Here is a 16,004-nt window from a genome sequence, read left to right on the forward strand (position 1 = left end):
TTTTCTAATATTCAGTTTTTCATTAATATCTAAAGTATTACTTTTGTTGTTCGTTTATTTAATTAACGTTGAAAATGCAAAAAATTACAAAAGAGGTTTACCTTAAATGGTATGAAGACATGTTGTTCTGGAGAAAGTTTGAAGACAAACTTGCTGCAGTTTATATCCAACAAAAGGTTAGAGGATTTCTTCATTTATATAATGGTCAGGAAGCTGTATTAGCAGGAGCGCTGCACGCTATGGATTTGACCAAAGACAAAATGATTACGGCATATAGAAACCACGTACAGCCCATAGGGATGGGAGAAGATCCCAGACGTGTTATGGCGGAGTTGTATGGTAAAGCTACCGGAACGTCTCAAGGCCTTGGAGGGTCAATGCATATTTTTTCGAAAGAACATCGTTTTTATGGTGGTCATGGTATTGTTGGGGGACAAATTCCTTTAGGAGCAGGTATTGCCTTTGGTGATAAATACCATGGTAGTGATGCTGTAACCTTATGTTGCTTTGGTGACGGAGCCGCACGTCAAGGATCGTTGCATGAAACCTTTAATTTGGCCATGCTATGGAAGTTGCCTGTAGTCTTTGTTTGTGAGAACAACGGTTACGCAATGGGAACTTCTGTTGAGCGTACAGCAAATCATACCGAAGTTTGGAAATTAGGTAAAGGTTACGAAATGCCTTGTGGTCCTGTAGATGGGATGAACCCAATTAAAGTAGCCGAAGCTTTCGATGAAGCAATTCAACGTGCACGCCGTGGTGACGGACCAACATTCCTTGAGTTAAAAACATACCGCTATAGAGGGCATTCTATGAGTGACGCCCAGCATTATAGAACAAAAGAAGAAGTAGAAGAGTACAAGAAAATAGATCCAATTACACAAGTTAAGGATATTATCCTTGAAAAGAAATATGCTACCGAAGCAGAGATTAAAGTAATTGACAAGCGCGTAAAGGATAGAGTGGCAGAGTGTGAGAAATTTGCAGAAGAGTCGCCGTTCCCAGATAAGAGCGTAATGTACGATGTTGTTTACGAACAAGAAGATTATCCATTTATACAACATAAATTATAAGCTATGGCAGAGATTATTAATATGCCGCGTTTAAGCGACACCATGGAAGAAGGTACTGTTGCTGCTTGGTTGAAAAAGGTTGGAGACAAAGTTGAAGAGGGCGATATTTTAGCAGAAATTGAAACAGACAAAGCAACTATGGAGTTCGAGTCGTTTCATGAGGGCACATTACTTCACATTGGGGTACAAGAAGGAGAGACAACAAAAGTAGATGCACTTTTGGCTATTATAGGTGATGAGGGTGAGGATATTTCAGGTTTGTTAAGTGGATCTGGAGAAGTGGCTTCAGCACCTGAAGCATCAAAAGAAGAACAACAAGTAGAGAATACTCAAGCAGAGACTGCAGATGTAGATATACCAGAGGGTGTTGTAGTAGTTACTATGCCACGTTTAAGCGACACGATGGAAGAAGGTACTGTTGCTACTTGGCTTAAACAAGTTGGAGATACGGTTGAAGAAGGTGATATTCTTGCAGAAATTGAAACCGATAAAGCAACGATGGAGTTTGAATCGTTCCAATCTGGTACCTTGTTACATGTTGGGTTGCAAGAAGGAGAATCGGCTAAAGTAGATGCTTTGTTGGCTATTATTGGGCCAGCAGGAACAGATGTGTCTGCAGTAGCAAGCAATTTTAAAGTTGCTGGAGCATCAGCTAAAGCAGAAGAAGCTCCAAAAAAAGAAACAGCGCCTAAGACTGAGGCACCAGTTTCAAAACCAACAGTGACGGCTGAAGCGCCAAAGGCTGCTACACCTCAAGTAACAGCTTCAAACGGAAGGGTATTTGCTTCTCCTTTAGCTAAAAAAATAGCAACAGAAAAAGGGATCGATCTAAATCAAGTACAAGGCTCTGGAGAGCATGGACGTATTGTGAAACGCGATATAGAAAACTTTACGCCAGCTGCACAGTCGGCTGCAACTGTAGGTAAGTTTGTTCCGGCTGGTCAGGAAGATTTTGAAGATGTGCCTAATTCACAAATGCGTAAAGCAATTGCAAAGGCATTAACAAACTCTAAATTTACGGCGCCACATTATTACTTGAACGTAGAGTTCGATATGGAAAATGCCATTGCATTCCGTGCACAGTTCAACTCTATTCCAGATACTAAAATATCTTATAACGATATGGTTGTTAAGGCCTGTGCTTTGGCATTAAAACAGCACCCACAGGTAAACTCCCAGTGGTTTGCCGATAAAATGCGCTTGAATAACCATGTGCATATTGGGGTAGCTGTTGCTGTACCAGATGGTTTGGTTGTGCCTGTAGTAAGGTTTGCCAACGAACAATCCTTGCCACAAATAGGAGCAGCAGTTAAAGAACTTGCAGGAAAAGCAAGAAACAAGAAATTAACGCCAGCAGAGATGGAAGGTAGTACCTTTACTGTTTCCAATTTAGGAATGTTTGGCATCGATACCTTTACGTCTATAATAAATCAACCTAACTCAGCTATTCTTTCAGTTGGGAATATTGTTGAAAAACCAGTTGTAAAGAACGGTCAAATAGTTGTTGGACATACCATGAAATTATCACTGGCATGCGATCATAGAACCATAGATGGAGCTACAGGCGCACAATTCCTTCAAACATTAAAAGGATACATAGAAAACCCTGTAACTATGCTGGTATAAGGCATAGTTATCGGATTTACAATAAAGTTAAAAACCTGTTTCAATTGAAACAGGTTTTTTTTGTTTTCATTCAGAAGTTACCGGGTCTATAACAGTAGAAACTTCATTAATGGAGCTAATAGGAAAATTGCCCCGTTTAGCATGTTCTTCAATTAGCTCTTTGTTTGGTGATATGTATACACAGTAAATTTTATCACCGGTTACATAGCTGTGTACCCAGTTAATTTGTGGTCCGAGGTCTTCTAAAACCTTACAAGAGGTTTGCGAAATACCTTTAAGTTGTTCCTGAGTTAATTGTCCAGCTCCAGGTAACGTTCTTTCGATTACATACTTTGGCATAATATACATTGTTTTGTTAATCAAAAAGAATCCTTACGACGCTCAGCGTCGGGGTTTCCGTTTATTGCGTGTTATTCTAAAAGAATCTCTCGGCGAGGCACTTCGGGACTTTCTTTTGAATTTGTCCTTCCCATGAAAAACAGTTAAATGATAAAATTTCGTTTTTTAAACCTTTAGGTTAACAGTAAATTGGAAAAAGCGTCTTGTAATAATTGCTCTTAGTGTATTTGTTTAAAGAAATTGTTATCCAACTATTCATCATTTTTTTTTCTATAGCAGTAAATTTGTCTTTAAAGTAATGAATTTTAGTGTGTTGTGCAATAGTTGGGAGCGATTGATTAATAAACTCTCGTAAATGTTAAGTAGTAATTGGTAGTTTTTTATCTTTAAGCGTTAATATAATAGCAATCATAAAATGAACTATTACGATTTTGGATGGCAACCAAGATGTTTTATAGCGCATTGCATTTGACTTATGAAAAACAATAACATTTAAACGGATGAAGCATATTGTAGTACTATTTATTTTAATACTCATTTGTGGTTGCAAAGCAAGTGCAGGTAGAGATGGCGTCGATAATTCTAAAGTTGTAGCAGATTCAAATGTAAAAAGATTACTAACGTATTTAGCTTCAGATGAGCTAGAGGGCAGGGGAACAGGAACCGACGGCATTGAAAAGGCGGCTGTGTTTATAGAAAATGAGTTTAAAAAGTATAATGTAAAGCCTTACTTTAAAACGTATCGGGATAGTTTTAATTTAAATGGTCTTATAGGTTATAATATTATAGGATATATAGAAGGAGTCGATCCAAAACTAAAAGATGAATTTGTTGTTTTAGGAGCTCATTACGACCACATTGGGGTAATTGAGCCTATTGCGGGCGATAGTATTGCAAATGGCGCAAATGATGATGCCTCAGGAACAGTGGCCGTTTTAGAATGGGCCAGGTATTTTTCAAAGCATAAAAACAACAAACGAAGCCTATTGTTTACTCTGTATGCCGCAGAAGAAATGGGCTTAAAAGGTTCTGAGCACTTGGCCGGAAAGTTAAAGAAAGAAAACGTAGATTTGTACACCATGATAAACTTTGAAATGGTGGGTGTGCCCAGGGCAGTAGGGGAAACCTTGGCCTATGTAACAGGGTTCGAACTATCTAATATGGCTCAAAAACTCAATGATTATGCACAAGCAGATATTATTGGTTTTTTGTCGCAGGCCAAGCAGTATGAATTGTTTAAACGCTCAGATAATTATCCGTTTTACAAGGCGTTTAATATTCCGGCGCAAGCCATTTCAACCTTCGATTTTGCAAATTTTGACTATTACCACCATGTAGATGATGAGGTGGAACAAATGGATTTGGAGCATATGGCAAACTTTATAAACAAAATGGTTCCAGCTTTAGAAGGTATGATTAATGCAGAAACAAAAGAAATAACATTAAAGTGATGCAGAAAAATATAATAGTAACAGGGACAAGTCGAGGTATTGGATTTGAATTGGTAAAACTATTGGCAAATGCCGGTCATAGGGTTTTGGCATTGTCCAGAAACGATAAGCCTGTTTCAGAACTTAAGTTGGAAAATGTAACAACCTTCTCTTTTGACTTAAGTAAACAGGCCGGTTATACTAAAGTAACAGATTTTGTTAAGGATAATTGGCGGCAAGTGGATGTTTTGGTCAATAATGCGGGATTACTGATAAACAAACCTTTTTCGGAATTGAGCATGCAAGATTTTGAAGCGGTCTACAAAACCAATGTGTTTGGGGTGGCCGAGTTAACGCGTACGGTTATACCATTTATGGGAAAAGAGGGGCATGTGGTAACCATTAGTTCTATGGGGGGCGTGCAAGGAAGTATGAAGTTTCCGGGATTGGCAGCGTATAGCTCTAGTAAAGGAGCTGTTATTACTTTAACCGAATTGTTAGCCGAGGAATATAAGGAAACGGGGCCGCGTTTTAATGTTCTGGCATTGGGAGCCGTACAAACAGAAATGTTGCAAGAGGCCTTTCCTGGTTACCAGGCACCGACAACAGCTTTAGAAATGGCCGAGTATATTCAAAATTTTGCCCTTACAGGAGGCAAGTATTACAACGGAAAGCTTTTACAAGTATCTAATTCTACGCCTTAAACGAGGTGTTTTTTTAGTTTAACGGAAACGTTAAGCCCAAGGCAGCAGCACCGCTAAATTGTTCCATTGAGGCGTGGTAATAGTATGTGAATTCAAATTCAACATTATTACTGCGACCCAGTGCTAACCCCAAGGAAAAGGGAATGTGCATGAGCAGTCCCTTCTTTTGCTTGTTTATATTGGGTAAATAGGTTTTGAAAGAACCCAAGGAGGTGCCAATCCCTATTTCAATATAAGGTGCTACCCAGGGGATGGGCGCACATATGCGCGCTTTACCGCCAAGTAACAAGGCTTTAGAAGTTGCTTCGTATTCTGTTAAATCCCTATCGGTTAAATCTTTATCGGGAGATGTTGAAATAAACCCGGCATAAGGTCGTACTCCAAACCATTTGGTTAGGTTGATAACATATTCACCTTGTAGATAAAATCCAGAGCCTACAACATCGATGTCTTCATAGGGAGCGCTCATGCCATATCCTATAGAAGCATTAATAAATTTACCCTTTGAAATTTGGGCATTACCAATAATTGAAAGCGAAAAAGTTAAAAGTAAAGCAGCAAAAAGATTGCGAAATGTATAAGACATATCTCTATAGAATTTGGATGGCAATATCGTTAATTTTTGTATTAAAACAGAAAACAGATAATAAATAAAATGCTTTTTTTATTTTAGCCTTTATGAAGAATATTCTTTCGACTTTATTCATGTTAAGCATAAGCTTTTTGCAGGCACAAATAACCTTAACCCATAATGTTGGAACGACGCCTATAGGGACAGATATGTATTCCTGTGAGAGAGATGAGGGGTGGTCACGGGTTTTTCGATTGTCGGATTTCGACATTGCAGCAAATGAGCAATTTGTTATTAAGTCAGGACAGGTGGCCTTGAGTAAATCTAATAGTGGAGCCTTTTTGCAGTTTAATGTATACAGTATTGATGACAATTTTCCTGTTTTTTTTCATTCATTATATCCAAGAACGTTACTTGGATCTCGTGGAATTGGACAAGCACCTAATATTAGTGGTGCCCCGGAAATTGTACAAGTAGAATTTGAGGAACCTATAATTGTTCCAGCTGGGGTTGAGAGAATTTTAGTTTCCGTCAAAAAGATTGAAGATTTTTACAACCCGGAGTCGGCTCAGGTTTTTATAGCAGGGACAGAAGAAGATACGGGGGTCTCATGGTATGAAGGTTGTGAGGATAACTATAGTTTGACACCTACTACTGATTTAACTATCCCAGTGCCAGAGGCAAATTTTTATATCAATGTCACAGGGGAAGTGTTCAGCGTGAAAACTTCTGGTGCAACAACGAGGTTATCTCATAACGTTTGTGATGATATAATCGAAACAAATATACATTCCTGTACTTCATCATACATATATTGGGCAAGAGCATTTACATTAGAAGAATTTGGAATATCAGCAAATGAAGAGTATGTGGTTACTTCTGGTCAAGTAGGTATTAATAAAACGGGCTGGCTACCAGAAATTAGATTTAATATTTATAAAATAGACGACAATTTTCCCGCTTCTTTTTCCGAAACAGATTTGATAGGCAGTAGTCAATATCAGCAACTGTCACCTAATATAGACCGTACTTCCCAAATTATACAGGTTGACTTTGAAACGCCAATAGTAATTCCAGCAGATGTTGGGCGAATTTTGGTAGAAGTGCATAAGGGAATAGTATATGGAGATGGTGTTGCTTTTATTGCTGGTTCCGTTCATGATAACGGTGTGTCATGGCAAAGAGGGTGTACAAATGTTGCTGGAGGAACTACTTTTGATTATAATGAATATGTTTCTACAGCTGACTTTGGAAGACCCGATGCCAACTTTTATATAAACGTAACAGGAAACGTAAACCATGTTACCAATAACTTCGAGATGAACATTTCGAACATTTGTTCGGAGTTTTTAAAAGAGTTTAGTGTAGAACAAAAAGAAAATGTTGCTTCGGTAGTTTGGGATTTTGGGGATCCAAATTCAGGAGTAAACAATACATCTACAGATATGTCGCCCTTTCACGATTTTTCTGCAGACGGTACTTATACTATTACGGCTACTGTAACGGGCAATGATGCAAGTGTTGAGGTGTTAACAGAAACCATTGATGTTAAAGAGCCGCCTACAGCTTACGGGATTGATAATGTGTATGCCTGTGAAGATGTAGAGGGCACTGGTTTTTCATCGTCTTTTGATGTTTCCGGTATTTACGATCAGGTGTTGGGAGGTCAAACAGGTAAGATCGTAAAGTTTGTGGATGGAGCAGGTAATGAGTATAATGTATTGCCCAGCCCATTTGCAAATAGTATAAAAGACAGGGAGACTATTACGGTTAGGGTGAGTCATCAGGATAATCCTTGTTGTTATTCCGAAACCACTTTCGATTTAATTGTAAACCCAATGCCTGATCTAAATGATTTAGATGACCTGTATGAGTGCGACGATAATTATGATGGAGTAACTCAGTTTAATCTGTTAAAGGTGAAGCATGACATTTTGGGCGGGGCTACCAATTTACAAGTAGTATTTTTTTATGAAGATGGACAAAGTATATCGGATGCGAATCTGCAAGCTGTCGAAAATAAGAAGGTGGATATAGAAGAGTTAAAGGTTGTTGTTACCAATACCGATACAGGTTGCTCTGCAGAAAGCACTTTTAGCATAATAGTAGATTTTAAGCCCAGAGCTTTTGATCTGACCGATTTGTTAGGGTGTGATGATAATAACGATGGTATTTCGGAGTATTTTAATACTTCGAATATTGAGACCGAGGTAATGGGGAATCAATCGGGGATGGAAATAAGCTATTTTGATGCAAGTGGTGGTCCACTGCCCAGTCCGTTACCCAATCCGTTTAAAAATACAGAGCCCTTTCAGCAGGTAATAACCGTTCGTGTAAAAAGTCCGGTTACGGAATGTTATGCAGAAACAACCTTGGTTTTAAGAACATCCGACAGACCACAGATCTATACGCCCCAAGATATCTACGAATGCGATGAAGGCGAAGGTTTTGCTGGTTTTGATTTGAGTGGTGTTGAAAATACAATTACTGGTGGTCAAAGTGATATGAATGTTTTTTACTATGATGATGCGGGTAATGATATTACCAATGAGATTTCGGCTAATTACCAGAATACAGAACCTTGGGTACAAACCATACACGTAAAGGTAGAAAATGCTTTAAGCCCTTTGTGTGTTTCCGAAACGCGCTTTAATTTGATTGTTAATGCCTTGCCAGAGGTAAATCTGGCTAGCGATTATTTTTTGTGCAACCTCGAACCTTCGTTATATCTGTCGGTAGAAGATGGTTTTGGTGCTTATGCGTGGCAATTTCAAGATGGAAGCATTATTTCTAACAGTTTTGAGGCCACTTTGTTCGAAGCTGGACATTACAGTTTAACGGTTGGCAGAACTGAAAATGCATTGTATTGTGAAGATACGTTTCATTTTGAGTTGGTAAGATCGGTATTGCCTAAAATTACAGAAGTGACCTATCAAGAGCTTTCCGATAATAACTTCATAACGATTATTGCAAATGGTGATGGTGATTTTGAATATTCGATAGACGGAATTAATTATCAGGATTCTAATACTTTTGAAGACGTTTTGGGAGGTGTTTATACTGTGTATGTTAGAGATAAATTAGGCTGTGGTGACGATTCTCAGAATGTAACTCTAATTGATTATCCGAAGTTTTTTACACCTAATGGTGATGGGGTAAATGATTACTGGCAAGTGCGCGGTATTACAGACTATCCAGACGCAGAAATCTATATTTATGACAGGTATGGCAAGTTGTTAAAACAGTTAAGTCCCCAGGTTAAAGGCTGGGATGGTACTTATGGGGGCGAAAACATGGCTAATTCGGATTACTGGTTTGTTGTAAACTTACATGAAGGCCCTAATTTTACGGGGCATTTCTCGTTAAAACGCTGATTTGTAGATATCTAGTATTAACAGGGGAATGTTAATATTTTTTTGTTTTTTTATACTATAGGCTAATTGTAATAATTATCTTGCTCTTACTTAAAAACAAATGATATTTTGAAAACTATTAACCTTATAGTTTTCGCATGCTTTCTCTCACTTTTTGCGAAAATTCAAGCGCAATGTAATCAGGTTGAAACGGTTACAGTATGCGATATGACCATTGTTGATGGCGATGGTAATGGCTCTCCGGATGGGATTATTAATTTGTATGATGAATACAATGCATTAACAGGAGGAGCAATTTCTTTGGCAACGGGAACTTGGTTTGATCCGGGCTATAATTTTGCCCTAGACGAAACGACAGGCGATTTGCATTTATGGGATTTAACAGATGCATCCTTGTCCTTAAACGATTATCAGTTCCAGCTTATTGATGCCAATTCATCTTGTCCAGATGGTATTATTGCAACAGTCAATTTAATTTTGGGACCTTTTTCTGGTTTTGCCAGACCCGTTTTAAATATTGATGATGTTAACTTGGAGATTTGTGATACGGGCTCTACACCAACCGATGTTTGTGTTGTACTACCCGATGTTAATCTTTTTGAGACCTTGGAAGCAATACCAAGTCCGCATCTTAATGGGCAGTGGATATATAACGGCAGTAGCTCTAATTTTATTAGTTTGGTGGGATCGGAATTAAGAGTTACCATTCCATATAATCCTGGGCCGCCATTGGTCGATCAAGAAACTTTTGAGTTAACCTACCGTGTTTCAGGGATGCCTCCGTGTAATGCGAGTGTAGAGACTACAGTTAATGTGTCGGTAACCAGACAGGTGTTTTCTGGTTATGCGATTAATCAGCGTGTATGTGAATTGGATATTTTAAATGGGGGCTACGATACCGATTTAGATCTTACTAATGATGCCTTTTTGTTATATGAAGACGTAGAAGGTATTTGGATGGGCGATACTTACGGGCAAATCATGTCGCCAGTGGATTCCCAAATTAATATTAATGAAGTCTATCAGCAAATAGTAGCCAATAATCCCCGATTTGGTTGTGAAGAGATAAGTTTTAATTATTCTGTTGAGCAACGCTCTGGGGTTTGTGGCGATGCCCTGTCTACTATTAAGTTCAAGATATATGAATATTTAAGGCCTTTCAGTCAAGCTGGTACTTTAGAATTTTGTGAAGATGATCCAACTGCACCGGGTAATATAAACTTGTACGACCAATTGGAGTTTACAACAGAGAACGGTGTCTTGTATGATTATATGAGTAATGAATTTACTAACTGGACTTTTGTTTCAGGACCTTCTAACTTAGGATTGATATCGCAGGGAGCTCCTGGTTATACTTATTCGGGTAGAGTGGATTTAAACAATGCGGCTCCGGGAACCTATGTTTTTGAATATGAAGTGGATCCTTTGATTAATTGTCCCAATGAGGTTAATTTTCCGTTTGAAGTCCTGGATTATAATCACGATGTATGTAATCCGCTTCAGGTGAATACCGGGTTTTGTGATGCGGAGAGAACCCAGGTGGTTTTAACCGTTCATCCCAAAAATTATGCAGGGGAAGATACTTCGGACTTAACTTTTTGTGAAGACGACCCGATAATAGCTAGTCCTTTGGATTTATTTACGTTACTTGATACGAATGGCGTGGACGACCCTATTTATCAAGGAGCTATGGGAACCTGGACCGATAATGCTACGGGTAGTGTTATTGGAGATCCAACGGCTTTTACTTTACCAACGATTAATGATCAACACATATTCGATTTTACCTATACAACCACCACGGTTAATGGCTGTGAAGATACAGCTAATTTAAGGTTTACGGTATATGAAGCTTATCAGGCAGGTGTGGGAGCGACCATAGATGTTTGCAATACCAATGCTACTATCGATCTTTTTGATAGTTTAACGGGCAATCCTAATACTACAGGAACGTGGACAGGGCCTAATGGTTATACAACAACCGACCACCATGCTACGTTCGATCCGGCCACATCTGAAGCAGGAACTTATACTTACACTGTTCCCGATAATGTGTTGTGTACGGGAAATGAAACGACAGTAACGGTGGTGCTACATCAAAGTCCCGATGCAGGCAGTGATATGCAAGGTGCTGTATGCCGATCGGATTTACAAATAGATTTAACCAACTATTTGGATGCTACAGCCGATTCGGGTGGTTTTTTTGTTGATTTGGATGCTACCAACGTACTTTCGGGGAATCTGCTTGATGTGTCACAGTTGATAGCTGGTACTTATCGTTTTGAATACCAAATACAGGGGCATGCGTCTTGTAATTTAGCCACAGCTATAATTGCCATTACTGTCGAAGAGGTTGCTGTACCGATAACTTCTAATCAGACCTTCTGTACCAGTGATGGCGCTACGGTTGCAGACCTAGAGGCGTCGGGTGCCCAAGATTATAATTGGTATGCAACGCTTGATGCTTTGGAGACTTTATCTTTTGGGGAGGTATTGGTTGATGGGGAAGATTATTATGTGGCTGCTGTGGATAGTAATGGTTGTGAATCGCAACGCGTGTCAATGCTTGTAACCCTCTTGCCATTGGATCATGTGGATTGTGATGATTGTATTAAAGATGGTATTTCGGTTAATGGCGACAACCAAAATGATGTGTTCGATCTCTGTAATTTGCCTGTGGCATTTCCCAATTTTGAGATCAATATCTATAACCGCTATGGCAGTATCGTTTATAAGGGTAATAAGGGTACGGAATACTTTGATGGTGTGTCGAATGTCTCTTTAACACTGGGGAAAGCATTGCCCTCGGGTGTATATTTTTATGTATTTGATCCCAAGGACGGGAAGACAGCACCGTTTCAAGGAAATTTTTATTTAAGCAGATAAGAGATATAGCATGATAGTTAAAATTAGACTCATTATAGTATTCGTTATATGTGGCATGTCTGTATATGCACAGCAAACACCACAGTATACCCAGTATATGTACAATATGAACATGGTGAATCCAGGGTATATGCTTAACGAACCCGGACTTGTACAAATAGGGAGCTTGTACCGTACGCAGTGGACGGGCATTAAGGGGGCTCCAAAAACAGCCAATGTATTTGCCAACATTCCTTTAAACAATAAGATAGAATTAAGTGTAAACTATCTTAACGATTTTATTGGGGATCCTGTTAATTTAAGTGAAAACTTGTTTAATATAGATGCAGCCTACAAAATAAGTTTCAATAACGATTTAAATGTGGCATTTGGGTTAAAAACCGGTTTTCAGCATTTAAACTTTAGTGCTCTTGGAAGTAATGTGGGGAATGATCCTTTATTTGAAAACACAAGTAAGACTGTACTTAATATTGGTGCTGGGGTGTTTGTTTTTAAAGATCAGTATTATGTGGGGCTGTCATCTCCCAATTTAATTCCCGGTAACCTGGAAACTAACGACGATGTGTTCTATGCTAATAAACCGCATGTATTTTTAATAGGGGGGTATGTGTTTAATGTAGGGAGCGACCTTAAATTAAAGCCGTCTACAGTGCTTAAGTATGTAAGTGGTACGCCATTATCGTTTGATGTATCGGCTAATGCCTTATACCTGGATCGTTTTGAGTTGGGAGTGTCTTATAGGTATCAAGATGCGCTTTCGGGATTGGCAGGGATTAACATTTCTCCAAATCTAAAAATAGGCTATGCCTACGATTTTAACACGAGTAAACTTAAAAGCTACAATAATGGTAGCCATGAGTTTGTATTGCTTTATACGTTTGATGTATTGAGCTTAAGTAAAAAGTATTCATCTCCAAGATTTTATTAACATGATAAAGAACATAACATTTATTATACTGGCCTTGTTTGTTATGAAGGTGTCTTATGGACAAGGGAAAACGCGAGCCGATAGGTTTTTTGAAAAGGGAGATTATAGGAATGCGGCTAAGTATTACGAAGAAAGCATAGCTAAAGAACGTCATAAAAGTGATGTAGAGCGTATAGCTATTTGTTATTATAATACATTTCAATACAAGAAGGCAGCCCGTTATTTAAAACTGTTGGTAAACGGTAGGTTTGGTGAAAAAGACAAGGGCTATGATAATATATATAATTTTAAACTGTATCAAGTGTTATCTGCTTTAGGCGACTATGAAACGGGTTTGGATTATTTTAAACGTTATAAGGAAAATATGTCGGAAGTACTGGATAAAAATGATGCTATCGATATTATAGAAACGTTTAAATTAAAGACGCCTGATTATAAAGTTAAAAAGGTTCGGTTTAATTCTGAGGCATCCGATTTTGGAGCTGTAAAAGTGGGGGATAGTGTGTTTTTTACATCCGATAGGGATAACAAGCAGTTATTTGGAAAAACGTATAAGTGGACACACCAACCCTTCTTGGATATCTATGCGGTTAAGGTAGATGCCAAAATGGATACGGTAGGCGCTGTAAACGTTTTGCCTAAGCCTATCAATTCTAAACTGCACGAAGGGAATTTTTGTTTTAGTAAGGATGGTAATACCCTGTATGTTTCCAGAAGCAATTTTACTAATGGTAAGAAGGAGTTTAACGCGCAATCCAATAACAATATCCATTTGTATAAAACAACCAGAACTGGTGGTAAATGGGGGGCTTTGGAAAAGTTGCCGTTTAATGTAAATGGCTTTTCTTATCAGCATCCGGCTTTGAGTCCTGATGGGAAACGGCTTTATTTTTCATCTGATATGGAAGGTGGTTTTGGGAGTTTCGATCTGTATTATGTCAATATTAATGTGGATGGGACTTATGGTGATCCGGTTAATCTGGGGGCGACTATCAATACGCCAAATCGTGAGCATTTTCCTTTTGTATCGCAACAGGGGCATTTGTTTTTTGCGTCTAATGGCCATTTAGGTTTGGGGATGTTGGATAATTTTGTGTCCGAATGGGTTGGTAATGCGTTTTCTGTACCGATAAATCTGGGAGTGCCCGTAAATTCGCCCTACGACGATTTTAACCTAAATTATTACAGTGAGACGGAAGGCTTTTTTAGTTCTAATAGAAAACGGGCCAATGACGATATTTATAGTTTTACGCAAAATGGGGAAATCTTTTTAAGGGAGTATATTAACACTTTTGAGGTTCGGGATTTTGAAACCAAAGCTTACGTCCCAAATGCACAGGTAAGCTTTTTTGATAGAAAGGATAATGTTTTATATAGTAACACACTAGATTCTATAGCTGTTTTTAATATGAATTTGTTGGCAGGTAATTATCAGCTTAAAGCAAAGGCCGAGAATTATTTCCCGGGAAGTTTGCAGGTAGTTGTTGTAGAGGAGCAAGACCAAAAACATGTGCTGTACTTGAAGAAGGTACCACCGCCACCGCCAGTGGAAGTGGATCCTGTAGAGGCTATTATTGTGAAAAAGAAGATTGATAAGAAATTAGAAAAGGAAGATCCTAAGCGTTTTGAAATGTTAACGGACGTGGAGGGACCACCGATTGTTGAAAAAGAAGGTAAGTTATTCTTCGAGTTGGAGCCCATTTATTTTGATTTCGATATGTGGAGCATTCGAGCCGATTCCAAGAAAGTACTTGATGCATTGGCAGCTAAGTTAGAGCGTTATCCTAATATCCACTTAAAGATTAGCGCCCATACCGATAGTCGTGGTACGGTACGTTACAACCAGATCCTGTCTGAACGTCGCGCAGAAGCCACACGCAACTATCTGGCTTTGGAGGGGTATGTTAATGCCCGACGTATGAAGTTTCAAGGGTATGGGGAACTACAGCCCATTGTGCCATGTCCTATGTTAGACTGTACCGACGAGGAGCACCAGCTAAATCGTCGCAGTGAGTTTGAGATCATAGCGTATTAGGTTTAAAGTAGGCTTACCATGCCTTTAATATGAAGTAAAGGTGAAGGAGATATGAAGGAAAGGTGAAGGAAAGGTGAAGGAGTAGCTTTTTTTGACCCTCCCTAAAATAACGCTACAAGACAAGAGAATTGTTTAAATCAAGATAATATATTACATGTTTGTAGGGTTTTGTATATATTTGTGTTTTGCGAGTTATAATGAGGAACAAAAGTTCCTCTTATCCGGAAAAAAAAAGGGGATAAGTTGGATAATAGTTCCACATATAACGAGTTAGCACCAATTTGAACACAAATCTATGAGAAAACTATTTTTTGCAATTGGAATTTTAATTTCATTAAACTCTTGGAGTCAGACAACTGAAAAAATTTATTACAAAGATGTTGTTGACAACTGCATTGAGGATTTAAACAAACAAATAAACCAAGCTTGGAAAGACAAAGAAAATGATAAGGCCAGAGCGTTATTTGATTCACTTGTAAATAGCTGTATTAAAGGAAAATATTTATCAAATTACGATTTTAAAACAATAAAAGACAAAATTATCAGTACTAACAAAATTGATAAACCAATTGTTCTTTTGACTTCAGCAACTTGGTGTGGACCTTGTTGGGGAGAAATTCCGACACTTAATAAATTAGCAAAAAAATATGACGGAGAAATTGAATTTATTGTTCTTTTCTGGAACAAAGAAAAGGACTTAAAAAAAATGGCTTTTCAATATGACAAAAGAATTCATTTAATTCCATCTGAATCTGAACCAATTGACAAATCATCAATAATAATCAGCGGATTTAATCATAAACTTGATTATCCAGCAGCTTATCTAATAGACAAAGACAAAAAAATTCTTGACTTAACCAGAGGAGCTGCGTTCCCAACAAAAGATATGGACTGGGACAAAGTCAATGAAATCAATGAAAAGAAACTTACAGAATTTATAAAACCAATAACGGAATAAAAACTGGTGCTAATAACTAAGTGTTCGTGTGGTCGGTACGGCCAAACATGAACACCGTGTTGACTGAACCGGTTTTGGTC

The 16,004-nt window shown here is 38.4% G+C and carries 11 protein-coding genes; 9 read left to right on the forward strand and 2 right to left on the reverse strand.

All coding sequences use genetic code 11. The annotated features are described in order from the left end of the window. Positions 1-74 precede the first annotated feature (74 nt). Entirely contained in the window at positions 75-1,073 is a 999-nt protein-coding gene (gene pdhA, locus ABD792_RS18520) for a pyruvate dehydrogenase (acetyl-transferring) E1 component subunit alpha (protein WP_345007955.1), read from the forward strand. A gap of 3 nt (positions 1,074-1,076) precedes the next feature. Next, positions 1,077-2,699 carry a pyruvate dehydrogenase complex dihydrolipoamide acetyltransferase gene (locus tag ABD792_RS18525; RefSeq protein WP_345007957.1) on the forward strand — a complete coding sequence of 541 codons (1,623 nt, stop codon included), beginning with the start codon at positions 1,077-1,079 and terminating at the stop codon, positions 2,697-2,699. Between the two features lie 66 nt (positions 2,700-2,765). On the opposite strand, the gene ABD792_RS18530 is transcribed toward ABD792_RS18525, so the two are convergent. Beyond that, the gene (locus ABD792_RS18530) at positions 2,766-3,038 is read right to left on the reverse strand and encodes a DUF4242 domain-containing protein (protein ID WP_345007959.1); all 273 of its coding nucleotides are present in this window, start codon (positions 3,036-3,038) and stop codon (positions 2,766-2,768) included. A gap of 500 nt (positions 3,039-3,538) precedes the next feature. Between ABD792_RS18530 and ABD792_RS18535 the strand changes: the two genes are divergently transcribed. Both ABD792_RS18535 and ABD792_RS18540 read left to right on the forward strand, forming a co-directional pair. Continuing rightward, positions 3,539-4,489 carry a M28 family metallopeptidase gene (locus ABD792_RS18535; RefSeq protein WP_345007961.1) on the forward strand — a complete coding sequence of 317 codons (951 nt, stop codon included), beginning with the start codon at positions 3,539-3,541 and terminating at the stop codon, positions 4,487-4,489. Further along, positions 4,489-5,172, forward strand: a complete 684-nt coding sequence (locus ABD792_RS18540) for an SDR family oxidoreductase (protein ID WP_345007964.1) — start codon at positions 4,489-4,491, stop codon at positions 5,170-5,172. The genes ABD792_RS18535 and ABD792_RS18540 overlap by 1 nt, the downstream gene beginning before the upstream one ends. Before the next feature lie 13 nt (positions 5,173-5,185). Here ABD792_RS18540 and ABD792_RS18545 read toward each other — a convergent pair whose 3' ends face one another. Beyond that, on the reverse strand, positions 5,186-5,758 hold the full coding sequence (locus ABD792_RS18545; protein WP_345007966.1) for a hypothetical protein: 573 nt from the start codon (positions 5,756-5,758) through the stop codon (positions 5,186-5,188). Between the two features lie 92 nt (positions 5,759-5,850). On the opposite strand from ABD792_RS18545, the gene ABD792_RS18550 reads away from it, so the two are divergent. The 5 genes from ABD792_RS18550 to ABD792_RS18570 all read left to right on the forward strand — a co-directional run bounded on the left by ABD792_RS18550 (position 5,851) and on the right by ABD792_RS18570 (position 15,924). Next, positions 5,851-9,117, forward strand: a complete 3,267-nt coding sequence (locus ABD792_RS18550; protein WP_345007967.1) for a T9SS type B sorting domain-containing protein — start codon at positions 5,851-5,853, stop codon at positions 9,115-9,117. 108 nt (positions 9,118-9,225) lie between these two features. Next, a complete protein-coding gene (locus tag ABD792_RS18555; protein WP_345007969.1) occupies positions 9,226-12,003 on the forward strand; it encodes a T9SS type B sorting domain-containing protein in 2,778 nt (925 codons plus the stop codon). 10 nt (positions 12,004-12,013) lie between these two features. Further along, positions 12,014-12,931 (forward strand): PorP/SprF family type IX secretion system membrane protein, encoded by a 918-nt coding sequence (locus ABD792_RS18560; protein WP_345007971.1) that lies wholly within the window; start codon positions 12,014-12,016, stop codon positions 12,929-12,931. A gap of 1 nt (position 12,932) precedes the next feature. Next, entirely contained in the window at positions 12,933-14,966 is a 2,034-nt protein-coding gene (locus tag ABD792_RS18565) for an OmpA family protein (protein ID WP_345007973.1), read from the forward strand. Positions 14,967-15,261: 295 nt separating this feature from the next. Continuing rightward, positions 15,262-15,924, forward strand: coding sequence for a TlpA family protein disulfide reductase (locus tag ABD792_RS18570; RefSeq protein ID WP_345007975.1), 663 nt, complete (start codon positions 15,262-15,264; stop codon positions 15,922-15,924). Positions 15,925-16,004 lie beyond the last annotated feature (80 nt).

The organism is Snuella lapsa, from assembly GCF_039539345.1.
GTDB lineage: Bacteria > Bacteroidota > Bacteroidia > Flavobacteriales > Flavobacteriaceae > Snuella > Snuella lapsa.

Coding starts and splice junctions, on each gene's coding strand:
- ABD792_RS18540 (WP_345007964.1), top strand. CDS start 4,489: ATGCAGAAAAATATAATAGTAACAGGGACAAGTCGAGGTATTGGATTT.
- ABD792_RS18550 (WP_345007967.1), top strand. CDS start 5,851: ATGAAGAATATTCTTTCGACTTTATTCATGTTAAGCATAAGCTTTTTG.
- ABD792_RS18525 (WP_345007957.1), top strand. CDS start 1,077: ATGGCAGAGATTATTAATATGCCGCGTTTAAGCGACACCATGGAAGAA.
- ABD792_RS18560 (WP_345007971.1), top strand. CDS start 12,014: ATGATAGTTAAAATTAGACTCATTATAGTATTCGTTATATGTGGCATG.
- ABD792_RS18565 (WP_345007973.1), top strand. CDS start 12,933: ATGATAAAGAACATAACATTTATTATACTGGCCTTGTTTGTTATGAAG.
- ABD792_RS18570 (WP_345007975.1), top strand. CDS start 15,262: ATGAGAAAACTATTTTTTGCAATTGGAATTTTAATTTCATTAAACTCT.
- ABD792_RS18535 (WP_345007961.1), top strand. CDS start 3,539: ATGAAGCATATTGTAGTACTATTTATTTTAATACTCATTTGTGGTTGC.
- ABD792_RS18530 (WP_345007959.1), bottom strand. CDS start 3,038: ATGCCAAAGTATGTAATCGAAAGAACGTTACCTGGAGCTGGACAATTA.
- ABD792_RS18545 (WP_345007966.1), bottom strand. CDS start 5,758: ATGTCTTATACATTTCGCAATCTTTTTGCTGCTTTACTTTTAACTTTT.
- pdhA (WP_345007955.1), top strand. CDS start 75: ATGCAAAAAATTACAAAAGAGGTTTACCTTAAATGGTATGAAGACATG.